This is a genomic window from Nocardia sp. NPDC019219, assembly GCF_040632645.1.
Lineage (GTDB): Bacteria > Actinomycetota > Actinomycetes > Mycobacteriales > Mycobacteriaceae > Nocardia > Nocardia sputorum.
Window position 1 is genome coordinate 233,468 of sequence record NZ_JBEYCG010000007.1, and the last position, 15,318, is coordinate 248,785.

Consider the following 15,318-nt stretch of genomic DNA (forward strand, 5'->3'; position numbering starts at 1 on the left):
GATCAGGCGCTCCCTTCTTCGGCGGCCGCACGGTCGGCGACGATGCCGCGCGCGATCTCCTCGAGCCGCGACTCGGTCACCTCGACCGCACCCTCCTCATCGATCACGATCGCCGTCGGGAAGATGCCACGCACCAGATCCGGGCCGCCCGTCGCGGTGTCGTCGTCGGCCGCGTCGAACAGCGACTCGACAGCGATGCGCAGCGCGCGCTCCTGATCGATTCCCTTGGCGTACAACTTCTTCAGCGCGGACTTGGCGAACACCGAGCCGGAACCGACCGCGGCGTACCCGAATCGCTCCTCGCTGCGTCCACCCACCACATCGAACGACACGATGCGGCCCGCCTTGTCCGGATCGGTGGCGTTCAGGTCGTAACCGACCAGCATCGGCACCACCGCCAGACCCTGCAGGGCCGCGGGCAGATTCTCCCGCACCATCTTCGACAGCTTGTTGGCCTTGCCGTCGAAGGTCAGCGGCACGCCCTCGAGCTTCTCGTAGTGCTCCAGCTCCACCGCGAAGATCCGCACCATCTCCACCGCCATGCCCGCGGTGCCGGCGATGCCGGCCGCGGAATAGCTGTCCGTGATGTAGACCTTCTCGATATCCCGGCTGGCCAGCAGGTTCCCCTGCGTGGCACGCCGGTCGCCCGCGATCAGCACACCACCGCGGTAACTCACCGCGACGATGGTGGTGCCGTGCGGAGCGATCTCCTTCGCGGAAGTGCCGCCGGAGATTCCGGCGGCACTCTGTCCGAACCTGTTGACAGGCAACAAATCCGGAGCATGCATACGGAGATAGTCGGAGAAGGAAGAGAGGGCGTACCCCAGGTGGAGACGCGAGGGGTCACCGACTGTCACTGGCCACCTTTCTGCACGTACGCGCGGACGAAGTCCTCGGCGTTCTCCTCGAGCACATCATCGATCTCGTCGAGCAGGTCGTCGGTTTCCTCCGCCAGCTTCTCGCGGCGCTCCTGACCGGCGGCATCCACACCGTCCGGGCCCTCGTCCTCGTCGCCACCCCCGGCGCGCTTGGTCTGCTCTTGTGCCATGGCAGCCGACCTCCTCTGTCCTCACCATGACCGGGATCCATCGTGAGCACGATCCCGATCATGAGCATTGTCCGTGCTCGTTCCTCAACACTACCTACCAGCACCGACAGTGTGCTTATTTTGCTGGGTCCTCGGCCGCGCGGGCGCGGCGTGTTCGCGGCCCTCTCATGGCTCGCGTCCGAGCGGCCGAGCCGTCAGCCGACCCGGCGCGTGCCGGAGGCTACGTCGTCAGCTGCTCCACCAGGTCGGCGGCGGTGGTCACGCCGTCGAGGAGTTTGCCGACGTGGGCTTTCGTGCCGCGGCGGGGTTCCAGGGTGGGGATGCGGACGAGGGAGTCGCCGCCCAGGTCGAAGATCACCGAGTCCCAGCTGGCCGCCGCGATGTCGGCGCCGAAGCGGCGCAGGCATTCGCCGCGGAAGTAGGCGCGGGTGTCGGTAGGCGGGTTGGTCATGGCGTCGAGGACCTGCTGCTCGCTGATCAGGCGCTTCATCGAGCCACGGGCGACCAGGCGGTTGTAGAGGCCCTTGTCCAGCCGTACGTCGGAGTACTGCAGGTCCATCAGGTGCAGCTTGGGAGCCGCCCAGCCGAGTCCCTCCCTGCTGCGCATGCCCTCGAGCAGGCGCAGCTTGGCCGGCCAGTCGAGCAGGTTCGCGCACTCCATCGGATCGCGTTCGAGCAGGTCCAGCACCATCGCCCAGTTCTCGATGATGTCCTGGACTCGCTTGTCGTCGTTTCCGGTGCGGTCGACGAATTTGACCACCCGGTCCAGGTAGACCCGCTGCAAGGCGAGGCCGGTCAGCTCGCGGCCGTCGGCGAGCGCGACGGTCGCCCGCAGCGTGGGGTCGTGGCTGATCGTGTGCACCGCGGTGACCGGGCGCGCCAGTTGCAGGTCCGACAGGTCCTCGCCCGCCTCGATGAGATCGAGGACCAGGGCGGTGGTGCCGACCTTGAGGTAGGTCGACATCTCGGCCAGATTGGCGTCACCGATGATGACGTGCAGTCTGCGGTACTTGTCGGCGTCGGCGTGCGGTTCGTCGCGGGTGTTGATGATGCCCCGCTTGAGTGTGGTCTCCAGGCCGACCTCGACCTCGATGTAGTCCGAACGCTGGGACAGCTGGAAGCCCGCGTGGTCGCCGGACTGACCGATGCCGACCCGGCCGGAGCCGCAGACCACCTGCCGGGATACGAAGAACGGCGTGAGCCCGACGATGATCTGGTTGAACGGTGTGTCCCGGCTCATCAGGTAGTTCTCGTGGGTGCCGTACGAAGCGCCCTTGCCGTCGACGTTGTTCTTGTACAGCTGCAGCCGCGGGGCCCCCGGCACGCTGGAGGCGTGCCGGGCGGCGGCCTCCATCACCCGCTCGCCCGCCTTGTCCCAGATCACCGCGTCCAGCGGGTCGGTGACCTCCGGCGCGGAATATTCCGGGTGGGCGTGGTCGACGTAGAGCCGGGCGCCGTTGGTGAGGATCATGTTGGCCGCCCCGACCTCGTCGGCGTCGATCACCGGTGCGGGCCCGTTCATCCGGCTCAGGTCGAATCCGCGCGCGTCGCGCAGCGGCGACTCGACCTCGTAGTCCCAGCGGGTGCGCTTCGCGCGCGGCACGCCCTCGGCCGCGGCGTAGGCCAGGACCGCCTGGGTCGAGGTGAGGATCGGGTTGGCCGACGGCTCGGTCGGGGTCGAGATGCCGTATTCGACCTCTATTCCGATGATGCGCTGCATGGCATCGAGCCTAGGTCACGCACCCGGCCGAACCGGTCGCGACCGGCGGAGTCCAATGTCATACCGCAGGTGGTACTTCCGGAGGACTCCTCGCGGCGCAGGTCGGCGTGATAGTCGGGACATGTCCGAATCGCCCGCGGCCCGCCGCACGCAGACCACCGAACCGCACCGCGCGGCCGCTCCCCCGCCGCCGCCCGCACCCGCCCGGCTCGTCGCGTTGGACGTGCTGCGCGGGATCGCGATCCTGGGCACCCTCGCCACCAATGTCTGGATCATGACCGACCCGGAGGGGCTGGTCGGCTACCTCCACGGCCTGGGCGGGCAGGCCGACGGCCGGTTGTGGACCGAGCGGGTGCTCCAGCAGCTCGCCCAGGGCAAGTTCCTCGGCCTGCTGACCATCATGTTCGGCATCGGCCTGGCCATCCAGCAGCGCTCGGCGACCAAGGCCGGGCGTCGCTGGCCCGGCAACTACCCCTGGCGCGCGGGTCTGTTGTTCGTGGACGGTCTGCTGAATTTCGTGTTCGTCGCCGAGTTCGACGTGCTGATGGGGTACGCGGTGACCGGACTGGTCGTCGCGTTCGTGCTCGCCACCGGCGAGCGGGCGCAGCGACAATGGCTGATCGGCGCGGCGGCCGTGCACGTGACGCTGTTGACCCTGATCGCGCTCGCCCTGGCGCTGGCGCCGCGACAGGACTCGGCGGCACGCGGTGCGCTGGATCCGAACCCGTATGCGGACGGCTCCTTCTGGGATCTCGCGATGTTCCGGATCAGCAACGCCGGGCTGTTCCGGATGGAGGCGATCTTCGTGTTCGCGATGTCGGTCGCGCTGTTCCTGACCGGCGCGCGGCTGTTCCGCGCCGGCGTGTTCGGTCCGGGTGGCGCGCGAATCCGTAAGCGGCTCATGATCGTGGGCTTCGGCGTCGCCGCACCGATCGACCTGGCCGTCGGTCTCGCGGGCGGCGGCGACCTCATCCTGTTCACACGCTACGGCAGCGCGCCGTTCGTCGCCCTGGGCATGCTGGCGGCGGTCGCCGAGTGGTACGTGCGGCGGCCCGCGGCAGGGTTCGCCGGGCGCCGCCTCACCGAGATCGGCCGCACCGCCCTCAGTTGCTACATCCTGCAGAATCTGGTGGCTTCGACGCTGTGCTACGGCTGGGGTTTCGGACTCGCGGCCCGCGTCCCGGCCGACGACCGCGTCCCGTTCACCATCGGCGTCTACCTGCTGGTCGCGCTGCTCATCGCGAGCGGAGCGCACCTGTGGTTACGTCGCTTCGAGCGGGGGCCGGTGGAGTGGTTCTGGAACGTGAGCTACCGGACACTGGCCCGGGAGAGCTGAATCCGTACGTCCGCATCCACGCGCCGCGGGACGCGGACGTGACCACCCGGACCAGAGCAGCGCCTAACCCGGCTACACCTCGAGCATGTCACCCCGCTGCCCGCGGAAATCCGGCGGACACGATCCCTCGGTGACCGCTACCGTCATCCTGTGACGCTCGCCGACCGCTATCCCGTGCTGCACACACCGGCCCACTGGGCGTGGGGCGATCTTGATGTGCGATTCTCCACCGCGCTGCCGCCGGACGAATTGGTCACCAACATCCACGTCGTCTGTTTCGTCGGCAAGGAGATCGTGCTGTGCCGCGACGATCGCGGCGTCTGGCTGATCCCCGGCGGCACCAGGGAGCGCGACGAGTCGATCGATGAATGCGTCCGCCGGGAACTGCGCGAGGAGGCGGGAGCACGCCCGATCGGACCGCTCCGATGGTTCGGCGCCCACCACGCGACCAGCAATCGCCCCGCGCCGTATCGCGAATGGCAGCCCCACCCGCACAAGGCGTGGCTCTGGTGCACCGCGGACGTGGTGCTCGACTCCGCGCCGACCAATCCCGGCGACGCTGAGCAGATTCTCGAGGTCCGCGCCTTCCCTGTCGCCGAAGCGATGCGGCGGGCCGAATCCGACGGCGAGCACCTGGGCGAACTGGTGGCGTTGGCCGTCGAACTCCACCGGCGCGCGGCGCGGCCGGACCGTCCCGTATGACCGCACCGTTCCGCGCGACGCCTTCGGCCGCCGCCACCGGGTGAGATGAGGGCAGAATCGACGTATGGCAACGGCAACTTGGCACGGCCGCGTCCTCGCGACCAGCAACGACACCATCATCGTCGAGGGCAACCACTACTTCCCGCCGGATTCGATCAGCCCGGAGTTCTTCCAACCCTCCGACACGCACACCTACTGCCCGTGGAAGGGCACCGCCAGCTACTACACCGTGGTGGTCGACGGAGAATCCAATACCGACGCCGCCTGGTACTACCCGGAGCCGAAGACCAAGGCAGCGCAGATCAAGGACTACGTAGCGTTCTGGCGCGGCGTCGAGGTCGCCGAGAGCTGACCGGCATTCTTGCACTGCGAGCAATCGAGCGGCGAACTCATGATCGATGCCGGAATCCGGCCGTGGGGTGATCGCCGGGGTCGGCCGTAATCGGAGGAATCGGGAATACCGCCCGAGCGAAACCGATACGCTCATCCCAGGATTCAGCGTGCGTGTCTCAGCCGGGAGCATCCCATGATGAAGGCTCTGGTCACCGACGGCTTCTCGATGTCGCCTGTGGGCGCAGCGGACGAACCAGCGCAGGCGGGTGTCGCGCTGCTCCGGCCGGGCGTCCTGGCCTTCGCCGGATCGATCGGCCCGACGGAGTTGCACGCGCACCACGCGGTGCAAATCGTGGCCGCGAGCACACCGATCGTGGTGGTGGACGGCAGCGGCGTGCGCAAGCACGGCACGCATGTCATCGTGCCGACCGACGCGCCGCACCGGATCGACGTGGGGTCCGCGCACGGCACGGCCGTCTACCTCGACCCCGAGACCGCCGCAGGCGCGGCGGCCGACCGGAGGGCCCACCTCAACGGCTGGGCCGACAGCGCCGACACGCTGGGCATCGTCGCCGCGGGCGGCGACCTGACCGCACAGGTCACCGCGGTTGTCGAGGACCTGCTGCCGCAGGACGAATCGTCCGGCGCGGACGAGCGGCACGCGGTGATCACCGCGGCTCTGCAACTACTGCCCGCTCTGGTGCGCGCGGGCTCGGTGCGCGGCTCGGATGTCGCTCGGCAACTCGGGATTCCGGCGCCGCGGCTGTCCCACCTGTTCACCGAACAGATGGGAATCCCGTTGCGCCGCTACATCCTCTGGCTGCGGCTGCACATCGCGCGCACCCGCGCGCTGGCCGGAGACGATCTCACGGCCGCCGCACACGCGGCGGGTTTCTCCGATGGCGCCGACCTGACCCGCACCTGCCGCCGGACGTTCGGACTACCACCCTCGGTACTGAGCCGCACGGTCGAGTCGGTTCAAGGCGCGTAGCCAGTCCGACGCGCGGTTCACCGGGCCGGACGGGACTCCACGTAATACTCCGCCGAGATCGTCTTCAGTACCTGCCGCACCCCCACCGGCGCCCACGCCGCGGACGAATCCTGCCGCACGACCGGGTCGGTCAACTCGACGACGCGACCGTTGGTCTCCAGCGCGAACCCGCCCGCCGCGCGAATGTTCTTGACCCAGTCGACATCACGGCCGTACGTCAGCGCGATCCGGTAGGCGCCGTCCTGTTCGAAGACCATCACCGGGGTGCGGTAGGACCGTCCCGACTTCCTGCCTTTGTGCAGCACGATGCCGAAGCCGGGCGCGCGTCCCGCGACCAGGCCCGCGGTCGGATTGGTGACATGCCGGTTGAACTTCGCCAGTGCGTGCGGAAGCACCATGGGCGGCGATCCTCTCTCCCTGTGGCGTGCGGTGTTCACGTTACTCTCGACCCATGTCCGCACCACCGCAGCACGGGTCGCCCCACGCCGGAGATCCGGGGGCGGAACTGATCGCGGTCTACGATCCGACGGGCAACCCGGTGGGCGCGGCCGAGCGGGCTACGGTCTATCGCGACGGATTGTGGCACGCCAGCGCCGGTGTCCTCCTGCGGTCCCGGGACGGTCTGCGCGTTTACGTGCATCGCCGCACCGATACCAAACTCGTTTTCGCGAGCATGCACGACTGCCTGGCCGGTGGTGTGGTCGCGCCGGGTGAAGCGCCGCGCGAGACAGCCCTGCGCGAGGTCGCCGAAGAACTGGGTGTCACTCCGGACCCTGCCGATGTCTCCCCGCAACCGCTGGCCCGGGTCTCCTGGGACGGCGAATGGAACGGCCTGCCGATGCGCTGCCACCTGTTCGCGTACGAATTGCGCTACGACGGCCCGGTGCGCCACCAACCCGACGAGATAGCCGAGGGCTGGTGGTGGACCGACGCCGAGTTGCTGGCGCACCTGGCCGACCCGGACTGGCCTTTCGTACCGGACACCCGCCTGCTCGTCACCGACCTGCTGTCCGGTGCCGATTCCCCGGCGGACGGATGACCGCGAATCAACTGGACGAAGCAGCCGACCCGGCCCAGGCGGCGAACGCGCCGGGATTGCGCGTCTGCAGCAGCACCCGGCCGGGGCCGGTGAAGTCGAAGACGAAGCCCTCGCCCGACTTCAACGACTGGATCGATCGACCCGAGACCGCCCGCCGGATGGCGAAATTCATGGCCAGGTCGTAGGCGACGACGTGCCCGGTGTCGATCGTGATCGGCTCCCCCGGCTGCAGGTCGATCACATCGATCGCGCCGAACACACCCACCACGATCTCGCCCTCGCCGTGCGCGCGCAGACCGAACCCGCCCTCGCCGCCGAACAGATTGGCGAAGCCGCCCCATTTGCTCTCCACCTGCACGCCGTGCGAATTGGCGATCCAGCCGCCGCGGCTGATGAAGAACGGCCGGTCCGGGGTGATCTGCAGGTTGAGCACATCACCGGGGAGCGCGGGCGCCACGTCGACCCAGCCGCCCTGCGGCGGCGCGGTGAAGGTCGAGACGAAGAACGACTCCCCCGCCAGCACCGACCGCTTCAACCCGGCCAGGATGCCGCCTTCGGCCTTGGCCTGCAACGTGACTCCCGCCGAGTGCGCCACCATGGCGCCGCTCTCCACCCGCATCGGCTCGCCGCCCGCGAGAAAGCAGCGCGCGATGGCGGCGGCCGGGCTGTGGCGCAATTGTACCTTCATGTTCGCGACCCTACCGCCGAGGCCCGCCCTCCGGGACGGGCCGGTCGGCAGCGGTCAGAGCAGGTCGCGCAGCGCGGCGTCGTCGCGGGCCACCACTGCTCCGCCGTCAGCGGTGAGCACGATCGGCCGCTGGATCAGTCCCGGATGCCGGACCAGCGCGTCGATCCAGCGGTCCCGGTCCGCGTCGGTCCGTGGCCAGCTCGCCATCCCGAGTTCTTTGGCGACCTGTTCCCCGGTGCGGGTGATGTCCCATGGTTCGGCGTCCAGCCGCCGCAGCACCTCCCGCAACTCGTCGGCCGTCGGCGGCTGATCCAGATACTTCCGCACGGTGTAGCCGACACCGGCCTCGTTCAGGAACGCCGTGGCGTTGCGGCTCTTGCTACACCGCGGGTTGTGCCAGATCTCTGTCTGCCCGGAAGTCATGCACGCAGGGTACCGAGGCAGCGCGCCGCGCCCGTCCGGTGCCCGTTGGCGGATCCCGGACGTCGTACCGCACCGCGCGACGCGAGCTCCGATACTGGGAGCATGAGTGAGCACGCGTCGTCCGAAAACCCTTACGGCACACCGACCACGTCCGGTCCCGAACCCATCCCGTCGCATCAGGCCGTGATGAACGGGGTCGTGCGCGCCCTGCTGCGGGTGCCCGGCCTGTCCGGCATCGTCGGCAAGCGGCTGATGATCCTGCACGTCGTCGGACGCAAGTCGGGGAAGGTCTACGACGTACCGCTTGCCTACACCACGCACGGCGACAATCTGCTGATCGGCACCGCCCTGCGGCCGTGGGTGAAGAACCTGCGGGCGGGCACTCCCGTGCAGGCGTCCTTCGGCGGCAAGCCGCGCACCTTCGACCCGGTCGTCCACACCACCGAGGCCGACGTGCTGCGGCTCTACGAGATCATCGCACGGGACAACAAGCAGAACGCGAAGTACAACGGCATCGGCTTCACCGCCGACGGTTCACCCTCGAAAGCCGACATCTACCAGACCTGGCAGCAAGGCGGCGTCGTGGTGGAGCTGACGCCGCACTGAGCGGTGTCAGCTCGTCCGGAGGTAGCCGTCGGCGACGTCGAGCACTTCGTCGACGATCTCCAGGCCGGTCCGCAGTTCGTCGGCGGTCGTGGTCAGCGGCGGTGCGATCTGGAAGCGGTTGCCCGCGTTGAACGGCCACAGCCCGCGCGCCTTGGCGGCCGCGGTGACCGCGAGCATCGGTTCGGCGTCCGCGCCCGCCGCCGCGAACGGGATCAGCGGTTCCCTGCTGCGTTGATCCCGGACCAGTTCCAGCGCCCAGAAGAAGCCCATGCCCCGGACCTCCCCGACGCTCGGATGCCGGGCGGCCAGCTCGCGCAACCCTTTTCCGAGCACATCGGCGCCGACCGACCGCACGTGATCGAGGATGCCCTCCCGCTCGAACACCGCGATCGACGCCACGCCCGCGGCGCACGCCAGGGGGTGCCCCGCATAGGTGAGACCGCCCGGATACGTCACGTGGTCGTAGCGCTGCGCGATGCGTTCGGCCATCAGTACGCCGCCGAGCGGGACGTAGCCGGAGTTCACCCCTTTGGCGAAGGTGATGATGTCCGGCTCGACGCCGTAGGCCTGCACCGCGAACCATTCGCCCACCCTGCCGAACCCGACCATCACCTCGTCGGCGATGTAGACGATGCCGAACTCGTCGCACAGCGCTCGCACGCCTGCGAGGTAGCCGGGCGGCGGGACCAGCACACCATTGGTGCCGACCACGGTTTCGAGGATCAGCCCCGCGATGTGCTGTGGCCCCTCCAGTTCGATCACCTGCCGCAGGTGCGCCAGCGCGGCGGCCGTCTCTTCCTCCGGACCGGCCGTGCCCCACGGCGATCGATACGGGTAGGGCCCGAAGAACCGCACCACGTCGACGTTGGTGGGCTCCGCGCCCCACCGCCGTGGTTCTCCGGTCAGGCCGATCGCGACACCGGTGCCGCCGTGGTAGGAGCGGTAGGCCGCGAGCATCTTCGTGCGCCCGGTGTAGCTGCGCGCCAACCGCACCGCGTGCTCCACGGCCTCCGCGCCGCCCGTGGTGAACAGGATGCGGTTCAGCTCGCCGGGAGCCCGCTCGACGATCAGCCGCGCCAGTTCGCTGCGCATGTCGTTGCCGACCGTCGGTGAGATCGTCGCCAACCGCTGCGCCTGCGCGACGATCGCGGCGACGATATCCGGATGCTGATGGCCGATGTTGACGTTGACCAACTGGGAGGAGAAGTCGAGGTAGCGCTTGCCTGTGTCGTCCCAGAAGTAGGAGCCGAACGCACCGGTGATCGGAGCCGGGTTCAACTCGGCTTGCGCGCTCCAGGGATAGAAGACGTGATCTGACCCGCTCATGGGGCGAATTCCCCCTTCGATCCTGAATAGAACAGCACATTGGCACCCTAGCCCTATCGGGGCGCCTGCGCGGCTGGAGGCGCGGCATATGACGAGAACTGTCCCGCCTGTGATTCACCCCAGGTCAGGAAGCCACGGCCACGCCGTCACGCATTTCCGAAGCCACGGCGGGAGATCCGCGCAACGATCGTCGAAGTCGCACAAGCCCTCGTCGGCTTCACCGCGGAACCGCATCCGCTCGTCCGTCACGTCGAGCGCGACATCGTCGGCGATCACACCGGTTCACCGCAGCGGACGGACATCGAATGACATTGATTATCGCCACGACTCAGCAATGCCTGCGACCGCAGCATCTCGACGAAATCGGCATGCCCGATCATGCCGGACCAAGGTCGGCGCATTGGCCGCGGCGGGGTTCGATGTCTGGGTCGTGGAACGCCGTGGCACCGCAGGCGTGATCCAGGCGGCGGGGTTCGAGCCGGGGGGAGGAGTCGCTGCGCCACGATCTGCCCGTGGTCCAACAACAACTCGTTGCCGACACCGGCGCCGGTCCCGCGTTCTGGATCGGGCATTCCTTCGGCGGCGTGCTGGTTCGACCGGTCGTATGAGAACCGAGTCGTCGCGGCGGCTCGTGCACGCCCCAGCGAGGTGGCCGGTCCCGCCGGCGGCGTGCACCAGCCTTCCCCGGCGCCGCGCCGAATCGCGGTGCGTCCTCGGAAAACGATCCCGTCGGCGACAATTTCGACTGCTGGACATTTGTGAGAACACACGAAAACATTTCCGGGACCGTCGATCTGACCTGGATGTTTCGAACGCATGAAGGCAGTTTTATATCGAATCGTGATTGTCACAAATTGTTGCGTACTGACCGGTAACAACCGGATTCCGTGCTGCGCGACCAGCGAATTATCCCAATTGTTGCGAACGGCCGTGCGGTGCCGTCGAGGCGTGATCTGATAAGCCCCGTCCCGATCCTGGGGCGAGTCACATTGCACTACCGAGGATGACTGTATGACCTCCAAGAAAAATCGCTCGCTCGCCATCGCCGCCCTGGCCCTGACCGCGGGCGCCCTCGGCGCCGGCACCGCCTCCGCCGCGCCTACCACCCCCGCCGCGACCCCCGTCGCCGGTTCTGTGGAGGTGTGCCTGCCGATCCCGGCTGGCCCGATCGAGCTGAGTCTCTGCTTGTAGCAGGAAGTTGAGCGGCGGTGGTGGTTGCCGCGGAAGTGCCACCACCGCTGCAGCCGGGCATTCAGTCGACAGCGGCGTCGATTCCTGCCGGCCAGGTCGAGCAGAAACACCGTGATAGTTCACCGCTCGGCTATCGATCGCACGGGAACAGCCCCACTGCTGGGAACCCGCGGTGAGGGCCGTTACGTCGATTCTCCGGAGCAGTCCGCCGCAGCGGGTGGCGTGACCGTAAATCGACACATCGACGCGAATCGAATGCGCCGAAAATTAGTAAAAATAGGACTTCTGTAGTCGGCGACCGCTGGGCTGGGACCGATGGCGTGAACTCGACGAGCGGTACATGGTCGGCCTGATCCACGACTGGGTGGATCAGTTGATCCGAGCCGACGTTTTCAAACCCCATTCGGCCGAGCTCACGACCCGCGCCATCTACGGGCTGTTCACCGAATTGGCTTGGAGTATCGCCGACGCGACCAATGAGGCTGCGCGGCGGAAGCGGGACGGATCGCGCTCGACATGATCGGTTCCCTACACCGCACAGCCGAGTGACGATGGACGTTCGCATGTCCATCGTGGATGAGGCACGAGTATGGCCCGCCTACGACGCTGAACCCGAGAAGCTGTGTGCGAACTCAGCGCGATGCAGCAAGCACAGTCCCCGAGCTCTAAACGTCTACACAGGACACGGCGACCAACCCGCACCGGCAATTGCCGGGCGGCACGCGGCTGCACGACGGCAGCCTGGCGCTGACACCGGTGACCTGGACTCTTGGCTCACCTTCGGCCGGATCATCCACGACGTGCGCGGACCTCACAACGGGTGGCAGGCGGTGGATCTGGACATACTCCCTGCCGCCGTATAGCACAACCAGCCGCGGCGAGGTCATTTTCTATGACTTGCCAGGAATCTACCGGGCTCGCAGTTATGACCATCCATGGAGTTGGCTCGATGCGATGGCTTCGCGCAAGGCCCACTGGCAGTATCGACACTCACAGAAACTGGACAACTGACCAACTTTTTCGAAGGAGTGCCGATGGCCGGTACCGGCCACCCGATCTCTGCCGAATGGACCCACGACAGTAGTGCTGGAAGCCAGCAGGCGGTGGTGAGCACCACCGATGGAGGCCGGTTCCGCCTTACCCGTCTGGGTTTGTACGGCGGTCCGCCGGTCGTGCTGGTTCCGGGCACCTTCGACAACAGAGGAGTGTACCTGTGGCCGGGAGGAGGTGGCCTGGCCGTCGTGCTGGCCGAGGCCGGCTTCGATGTCTGGGTCGCGGAGCGGCGCGGTACCGGCGGGGTGCTGCCCGATCCTCGGGTCCGGGCCGGGTGGGACGAGGCGTTGCGCTGTGATCTGCCCGTAGTTCAGCAGCTCATCGCCGAGACCGGGACCGGCCCAGCATTCTGGGTCGGGCATTCTCTCGGCGGGGTGCTGGTGGCGCGAGCGGTCGCCGAGACGCTGGACAGGCACCGTGTGGCCGGGATGGTGCTCATCAACGCCGCCGTGGAAGTTCCGCTGCTCACCCATCGGCTCGCCACCAGGCTGCTCACCTCGCCGCGGTGGGGCAAGTCGTTTCCAGCTCGCGCGCTGAGGTTGGGACCGGAGGACGAACCGGTCGAAGCGCTGTCGGACGCCACCATGTGGGCAGCTCACGAGCGGGGCCGCACGGCCATCAGCGGAGCGCTGGCCGGTGTCGATGTGCCGGTGCTGGCGCTGACCAGCCCCCGTGACGTCATCGCCGCGCCCAGGCTCTGCCGTCGACTCCTCGACGGCTGCGGTGCACAAGATGTCCGGGTGCAGTCCGCCTCGCGCCGATACGGCTTCGCCCGCAACCACACTCACGAATCGCCGCTGACGCATCCCGACGCCGTGGACGACGTCTTTCCCTTCGTCCGGGACTGGCTGATCGCCCGCAGCCCGGCCCGAACCTGGGTGCGGGTGTTCGAACCTGTCGATCAGGTGCGCCGCCGCCACCGTCTGCGCTTCACCGCCGATCTCGACGCCGACAGCGACACAGTCTTCGATGTGCTCACCAACCAGTGGCCGGCGCTGTGGCCAGTGCGCCTGAGACGCGTGCGCGACGGCGTGGTGGCCGGCGTGCCCAACGGACTCGGGTCGGTACGCGCCGGACGCGCGCTCGGGCTCTGGCCGATCCAAGAGCAGATCACCGTCCACCATGACCCCTGGCTCATCGAATACCGCACCATCCGCGGACCCGTACGCCGCCACCAAGGCCGCATCCAGCTCACCCGCCGCGGCCAGGGCACCCACCTGGACTACCGCATCGACTTCGACACTCCCGCCTGGATCCCCGGCCGACTGCTGACCGCCGCACTGCAGCACACCTGGCACCACTACAGCCTGCCCCGACTGCGCTCGCTGGTCTCATGCCCCTACGGTCAACCATCGGACAACCTGCCCGTCGGATCCGCGCGAGACTGACCCCCCGATGTCACCAGGCCGGACACCGGCTCCGGTATGAGCACTCGAAATAACCACCCCACCAAGTACCACCCGGCGTCAGGCCGATGCCGCCCGCCGGAAATACCGGCTTGCTCCGGGAGACCCGCACAGCAACGGCGCACGCCTCCTCAACACCGGGGGCATCCCTGATGCATTGAAAGAGACGACGTCGTGAACCCCCAAGCCTCGAATCAAAAAACTTTCGTCCAAGCAGATGGCATGCTCGCCGAATTCATGTGCCAAGTCCACCTGCTGGGACTCACCGCGCAACGCGCTCGCGAGCTTCGGCACATCCACCGCTTCCACCACCCGGACGAGTGCATCGTGCATCTGGAGGCAGCCCATCTCCTCATCGTCCAGTGAATACACAGCAACCAACCTCGCCCGGAGGTTCGGCTGCGCGCGCACCGCCTCGGCACGGCGGTCGACAGCGTGTGCACACCCGCGAAACCACCCGTGCTCCGGCGTCGTCGAACCGACCGAGCGCGCTAGCGGCCGGCCTCACGCGTCGTGCCGGTAGCCGATGTCGGCGCGACGAATAGGCGCCGATCGGGTTCGCTCAGCAGCGGTCGGGTTCGATCGCTGCGTGCCGACAGAGCAACCAGTCGATGGGTCGCTCCACGATCCGCTTGCTACTACTCGCCGATGCGGGCGATCGTGTCCGCTACCCGTTGCAGGTGATCGGCCATCGCTTGGCGCGCGGCCTCGGGTGAGCCCGCCTCGATGGCCCGGACGATGGCCTCGTGTTCGCGATCGGAGTCGGCGCGGCGGTCTTGGGTCAGATTGAGGAATTCCGATTGCGGGTCCAGCGCGCGGCGGGTGTCGGCGACCACCGCGGTCAGCATTCTGTTTCCGCTGGCGGCCGCGATCGCGGTATGCAACTCGCCGTCGTAACGGACCCACTCACGGGCGTCGGTGGCCCCCGCCAGCTTGCCGAGCAGCTCGAAGAGCCGCCGCAGTTGGTCCGGCGTGCGGCGTTGCGCGGCGAACCCCGCGGTGGGGATCTCGATGAGTTGGCGGGCCTCGATCAGATCTGCGGCGTCGACACCGGCGAACGTCAGTTGCGGGCTCTCCTTCTTGGAGACGACGAACGTTCCTCGGCCCGTGTGCGTTTCGGTGAGGCCGAGGGTCGCACAGGCGTGCAGCGCCTCCCGCACCACCGGACGGCTGACGCCGAACTGTTGAGCCAAGGCGAGTTCGGCGGGCAGGCGGTCGCCCACCGCGTACTCGCCACTCTGGATCAGCTCCTTAAGCCGACGAAAGACCGCTTCCGTGGCGCCGATGCGGTGCACCCGGCCTTCTTCGACTGTCACGTGACCAAGTATGGAGACCCGCCGATAGAGCGTCAAAACGCTAGCTCCAGCACGTTTCGCGCCGAGATCGAGATTGACAGGGCGATGTGACCCGAATTACAATACAACCTGTCTTACAGCCTGACCGCATGGCAGCCATA

General features: G+C 67.8%; 19 protein-coding genes. 10 read left to right on the forward strand and 9 right to left on the reverse strand.

Annotated elements, in window-relative coordinates; translation table 11 throughout:
- Positions 1-2 precede the first annotated feature (2 nt).
- The 3 genes from prcB to dop form a co-directional block, all read right to left on the reverse strand.
- Positions 3-857: a proteasome subunit beta gene (prcB, locus tag ABZ552_RS16195; protein ID WP_281879470.1), complete on the reverse strand. Its 855-nt coding sequence runs from the start codon at positions 855-857 to the stop codon at positions 3-5.
- Positions 854-1,048, reverse strand: a complete 195-nt coding sequence (locus ABZ552_RS16200) for a ubiquitin-like protein Pup (protein ID WP_014986166.1) — start codon at positions 1,046-1,048, stop codon at positions 854-856. Before ABZ552_RS16200 ends, prcB begins: the two co-directional genes overlap by 4 nt.
- A gap of 220 nt (positions 1,049-1,268) precedes the next feature.
- Positions 1,269-2,768: a depupylase/deamidase Dop gene (gene dop / locus ABZ552_RS16205; protein ID WP_281879468.1), complete on the reverse strand. Its 1,500-nt coding sequence runs from the start codon at positions 2,766-2,768 to the stop codon at positions 1,269-1,271.
- Between the two features lie 121 nt (positions 2,769-2,889).
- Here dop and ABZ552_RS16210 point away from each other — a divergent pair, with 121 nt between their 5' ends.
- The 4 genes from ABZ552_RS16210 (at position 2,890) to ABZ552_RS16225 (ending at position 6,130) form a co-directional block, all read left to right on the forward strand.
- On the forward strand, positions 2,890-4,104 hold the full coding sequence (locus ABZ552_RS16210; RefSeq protein ID WP_281879467.1) for a DUF418 domain-containing protein: 1,215 nt from the start codon (positions 2,890-2,892) through the stop codon (positions 4,102-4,104).
- A 150-nt stretch (positions 4,105-4,254) separates the two neighbouring features.
- Complete coding sequence (locus ABZ552_RS16215) at positions 4,255-4,806, forward strand: NUDIX domain-containing protein (RefSeq protein WP_357437974.1); 552 nt, start codon at positions 4,255-4,257, stop codon at positions 4,804-4,806.
- 64 nt (positions 4,807-4,870) lie between these two features.
- Positions 4,871-5,158, forward strand: coding sequence for a DUF427 domain-containing protein (locus ABZ552_RS16220; protein WP_281879464.1), 288 nt, complete (start codon positions 4,871-4,873; stop codon positions 5,156-5,158).
- 174 nt (positions 5,159-5,332) lie between these two features.
- Positions 5,333-6,130: a helix-turn-helix domain-containing protein gene (locus ABZ552_RS16225; protein WP_350356380.1), complete on the forward strand. Its 798-nt coding sequence runs from the start codon at positions 5,333-5,335 to the stop codon at positions 6,128-6,130.
- A gap of 17 nt (positions 6,131-6,147) precedes the next feature.
- Here ABZ552_RS16225 and ABZ552_RS16230 read toward each other — a convergent pair whose 3' ends face one another.
- The gene (locus tag ABZ552_RS16230; RefSeq protein ID WP_281879462.1) at positions 6,148-6,528 is read right to left on the reverse strand and encodes a nitroreductase family deazaflavin-dependent oxidoreductase; all 381 of its coding nucleotides are present in this window, start codon (positions 6,526-6,528) and stop codon (positions 6,148-6,150) included.
- 53 nt (positions 6,529-6,581) lie between these two features.
- On the opposite strand from ABZ552_RS16230, the gene ABZ552_RS16235 reads away from it, so the two are divergent.
- Positions 6,582-7,169, forward strand: a complete 588-nt coding sequence (locus tag ABZ552_RS16235; RefSeq protein ID WP_281879461.1) for an NUDIX domain-containing protein — start codon at positions 6,582-6,584, stop codon at positions 7,167-7,169.
- A 7-nt stretch (positions 7,170-7,176) separates the two neighbouring features.
- On the opposite strand, the gene ABZ552_RS16240 is transcribed toward ABZ552_RS16235, so the two are convergent.
- Together ABZ552_RS16240 and ABZ552_RS16245 are read right to left on the reverse strand one after the other, a co-directional pair.
- Positions 7,177-7,857 carry a TIGR00266 family protein gene (locus ABZ552_RS16240; RefSeq protein WP_281879460.1) on the reverse strand — a complete coding sequence of 227 codons (681 nt, stop codon included), beginning with the start codon at positions 7,855-7,857 and terminating at the stop codon, positions 7,177-7,179.
- A gap of 54 nt (positions 7,858-7,911) precedes the next feature.
- Positions 7,912-8,280, reverse strand: coding sequence for an arsenate reductase family protein (locus ABZ552_RS16245; RefSeq protein ID WP_281879458.1), 369 nt, complete (start codon positions 8,278-8,280; stop codon positions 7,912-7,914).
- A 102-nt stretch (positions 8,281-8,382) separates the two neighbouring features.
- Between ABZ552_RS16245 and ABZ552_RS16250 the strand changes: the two genes are divergently transcribed.
- A complete protein-coding gene (locus ABZ552_RS16250) occupies positions 8,383-8,886 on the forward strand; it encodes a nitroreductase/quinone reductase family protein (RefSeq protein ID WP_281879456.1) in 504 nt (167 codons plus the stop codon).
- A 6-nt stretch (positions 8,887-8,892) separates the two neighbouring features.
- On the opposite strand, the gene ABZ552_RS16255 is transcribed toward ABZ552_RS16250, so the two are convergent.
- A complete protein-coding gene (locus ABZ552_RS16255) occupies positions 8,893-10,212 on the reverse strand; it encodes an aspartate aminotransferase family protein (RefSeq protein WP_357437981.1) in 1,320 nt (439 codons plus the stop codon).
- A gap of 114 nt (positions 10,213-10,326) precedes the next feature.
- Positions 10,327-10,488: a hypothetical protein gene (locus ABZ552_RS16260; protein ID WP_281918076.1), complete on the reverse strand. Its 162-nt coding sequence runs from the start codon at positions 10,486-10,488 to the stop codon at positions 10,327-10,329.
- Between the two features lie 735 nt (positions 10,489-11,223).
- Here ABZ552_RS16260 and ABZ552_RS16265 point away from each other — a divergent pair.
- The 4 genes from ABZ552_RS16265 (at position 11,224) to ABZ552_RS16280 (ending at position 14,228) form a co-directional block, all read left to right on the forward strand.
- Entirely contained in the window at positions 11,224-11,403 is a 180-nt protein-coding gene (locus ABZ552_RS16265; RefSeq protein ID WP_281879453.1) for a hypothetical protein, read from the forward strand.
- A gap of 301 nt (positions 11,404-11,704) precedes the next feature.
- A complete protein-coding gene (locus ABZ552_RS16270) occupies positions 11,705-11,923 on the forward strand; it encodes a hypothetical protein (RefSeq protein WP_357438061.1) in 219 nt (72 codons plus the stop codon).
- Positions 11,924-12,437: 514 nt separating this feature from the next.
- Positions 12,438-13,844, forward strand: a complete 1,407-nt coding sequence (locus ABZ552_RS16275; protein ID WP_281879451.1) for an alpha/beta fold hydrolase — start codon at positions 12,438-12,440, stop codon at positions 13,842-13,844.
- A 240-nt stretch (positions 13,845-14,084) separates the two neighbouring features.
- Positions 14,085-14,228 (forward strand): hypothetical protein, encoded by a 144-nt coding sequence (locus ABZ552_RS16280; protein ID WP_357437985.1) that lies wholly within the window; start codon positions 14,085-14,087, stop codon positions 14,226-14,228.
- A 272-nt stretch (positions 14,229-14,500) separates the two neighbouring features.
- Here the strand turns inward: ABZ552_RS16280 and ABZ552_RS16285 are convergent, their stop codons facing one another.
- On the reverse strand, positions 14,501-15,178 hold the full coding sequence (locus ABZ552_RS16285) for a FadR/GntR family transcriptional regulator (protein WP_281879448.1): 678 nt from the start codon (positions 15,176-15,178) through the stop codon (positions 14,501-14,503).
- Between the last annotated feature and the right edge of the window lie 140 nt (positions 15,179-15,318).